3 protein-coding genes are annotated in these 2,366 nt (G+C 69.4%); all 3 read right to left on the bottom strand.

Annotation, left to right across the window (positions count from 1 at the left end; translation table 11 throughout):
* Positions 1 to 110 precede the first annotated feature (110 nt).
* Positions 111 to 1,397, bottom strand: a complete 1,287-nt coding sequence (locus ACY45C_RS12150; protein WP_462187725.1) for a cytochrome P450 — start codon at positions 1,395 to 1,397, stop codon at positions 111 to 113.
* 44 nt (positions 1,398 to 1,441) lie between these two features.
* Entirely contained in the window at positions 1,442 to 1,690 is a 249-nt protein-coding gene (locus ACY45C_RS12145) for a cytochrome P450 (RefSeq protein WP_462187724.1), read from the bottom strand.
* 26 nt (positions 1,691 to 1,716) lie between these two features.
* Positions 1,717 to 2,366: cytochrome P450 family protein (locus tag ACY45C_RS12140; RefSeq protein ID WP_462187723.1), on the bottom strand; the 650-nt coding region annotated here is incomplete at its 5' end.

The following is a 2,366-nucleotide window of genomic DNA, read 5'->3' as shown; positions in this document are numbered from 1 at the left end:
CAAACGGGCCCTCCTCACCCGATGATCACCGGCGGGCCAGAAGAATCACAAGATCAGCGACAGATCCAGATCCAGATCCGCTTCACCCTCACCGGCGAGCACCTCGCGGCCTACGTTGGCACCTGACCGAGGACACCGGCGTGCTGTTCGAAGCGGACCGGGAAGCTGGCGATGCCGCGCAGGACGAGGTTCCTACGGTAGGCGAGGTCGTCCGTGAGCGGCGTCATCGTGATCCCTCTCCGGATGAGCTCGTGCAGCACCATCTCCATCTCCAGGCGGGCGAGCGGCGCGCCGAGGCAGTAGTGGATGCCGAGGCTGAACGTGAGATGACGCTTCGCGGGCGTCTGGCCCGCGTACCGGGTGATGTCGAACCGCTCGGCGTCAGGGAACGCCGCCGGATCCCGGTTGGCCGAGCCGAAGAGCAACACGACGCCGTCACCGGCCTGGAACGTGTGCCCGGCGAGTTCCGTCCGCTGGTGGGCGAGGCGGGTGGTCATGTGCACCGGCGAGTCGTAACGCAGCATCTCCTCGACGGCGGGCTCTGCCAACCGCGGGGTGGATCGGAGCAAGGCGTACTGGTCGGGGTGGCGGATCAACGCCAGGATGCCGTTGGCGACCAGGTTGACACTTGTCTCGTGCCCGGCTACCAGCAGCGTGACGCAGGTCGCGAGCATCTCGTTCTCGGTCAGGACGTCGCCCTGCTCCTCGACGGCGGCGAGCTCGCTGATCAGGTCATCGGCCGGTTCGGCGCGACGCCGGGTGATGAGGGCACGGAAGTAGGCCACGAAGTCGCGGGCGGCCTGGGAGCGTGCGTCACGTTCCTCGGGCAAGAGGAGCGGGTCGGGGTCGAACCCGCGGGCGAGCGTCCCCGACCAGCGCTGAAGGTCCGGATGGTCCTCGGCCGGCGCGCCGAGCAGCTCGGCGATGATGGTGAGCGGCAACGGGTAGGCCAACGCGGTAATCACGTCGACCTCGCGGGCCTCGACGATCGCGTCGAACAGGTCCGTGACGAGTTGCTCGATGCGGGGCCGCAGGTTGGCCACCGTGCGCGGGGTGAACGCCTTGCTGACCAGCCCGCGCAGCCGGGTGTGGTCGGGCGGGTCCATCCAGAGGAACGAGGTCGGCAAGTCAAGGGTGTCGACGCCGGGATGGAACAATTCGGCCTCGTGGGCGTGACTCCAGGTGTTGTCCTGGAGAACGGTCGCGCAGTCCTGGTAGCGGGTCACCAGGTGTACGCCCAGCGGAGTGGGAAAAAGCGGTTCGGCCTCGCGGGCCGCGGCGTACCGGGGATAAGGGTTGGGCCAGTGCTCGGGATCGAACGCATCGAAGACGACCCGCGGCACGCCGGCGCGAGGGGCGGTGACGTCCGGTTCGGCACCCGTTTCGTTCACGCTCATTGGTCTCCCTGGAATGCGGTGGGCCGGGCGTCGTGGGCGGTCGGTCAATCCCGAAGGCGGACCGGAAGGGTGTCCAGCCCGTGGATGGCGACCGTGTTGCGCCAGACGGGTTCGTCGGTCAGTGACAGCCCGGGGGCGCGGCGCAGGAGGGTGTCCACGGCGATCTGAGTCTCCAGCCGGCCGAGATGCGCGCCGAGGCAGTAGTGGAGCCCCTCGCTGAACGAGAGGTGGCGCGGCGCGGGGGTGCGGCCGGCGAACCGGGTGATGTCCAGACGCTCCGGATCGGTGTACACGGCGGGGTCGCGGTTGGCGGCGGCGGTCAGGATGACGATGCCGTCCCCCCCCGCGCGAACGTATGCCCGGCCAGCTCCCGTTCCGCCAACGCGACCCGGTGGGTGAACTGCACGGGCGGCTCGTAGCGGAGCAACTCGTCAACGGCGGGCGCCGCGAGATCGGGATCGGCAAGCCAGAGCGCGATCTGGTCGGGGTTGCGCACCATGGCCACGACACCCTTGCCGATCAGGTCGGAGACGGTCTCGTACCCCCCGATCAGCAACCCCACGGACAGCCCGAGTGCCTCCCGGCCGCTCAGCTCGCCGCGGTCCTCGGCCGCGCACATCCCGCTCAGCATGTCGTCGCGAGGATCCTCGCGCCGCTGCGCGAGTAGCGCCGCGAAGTACGCCTCGAACTCCCGCATGGCCTCCGGCCTGCGCGCCAGGCTCTCGGGCGACTGCAGGACGTCCGGATCCGTGCCGCGGACGATCTCCAGCGACCACTTCTGGACCGCGGGGTAGTCCTCGGGCGGGATGCCAAACATGTCGCCGATGAGGGTGAGCGGCAGTGGCCGCGCGAACGCCTCCATCAGGTCAACCTCGCCGGCCTCGATCGCCGCGTCGAGCAGCGCGTTGACGAGATCTTCGATCCGCTGCCGGAGCCCCTCGGTGCTGCGCGGGACGAACGCCCGTTTGA

The sequence above is a fragment of the Frankia sp. CcWB2 genome, from assembly GCF_977927585.1.
Note: the sequence above shows the minus strand (reverse complement) of the source record. Positions and strands in the feature narration are given on the sequence as shown.

Coding starts and splice junctions, on each gene's coding strand:
- ACY45C_RS12150 (WP_462187725.1), bottom strand. CDS start 1,397: ATGAGCGTGAACGAAACGGGTGCCGAACCGGACGTCACCGCCCCTCGC.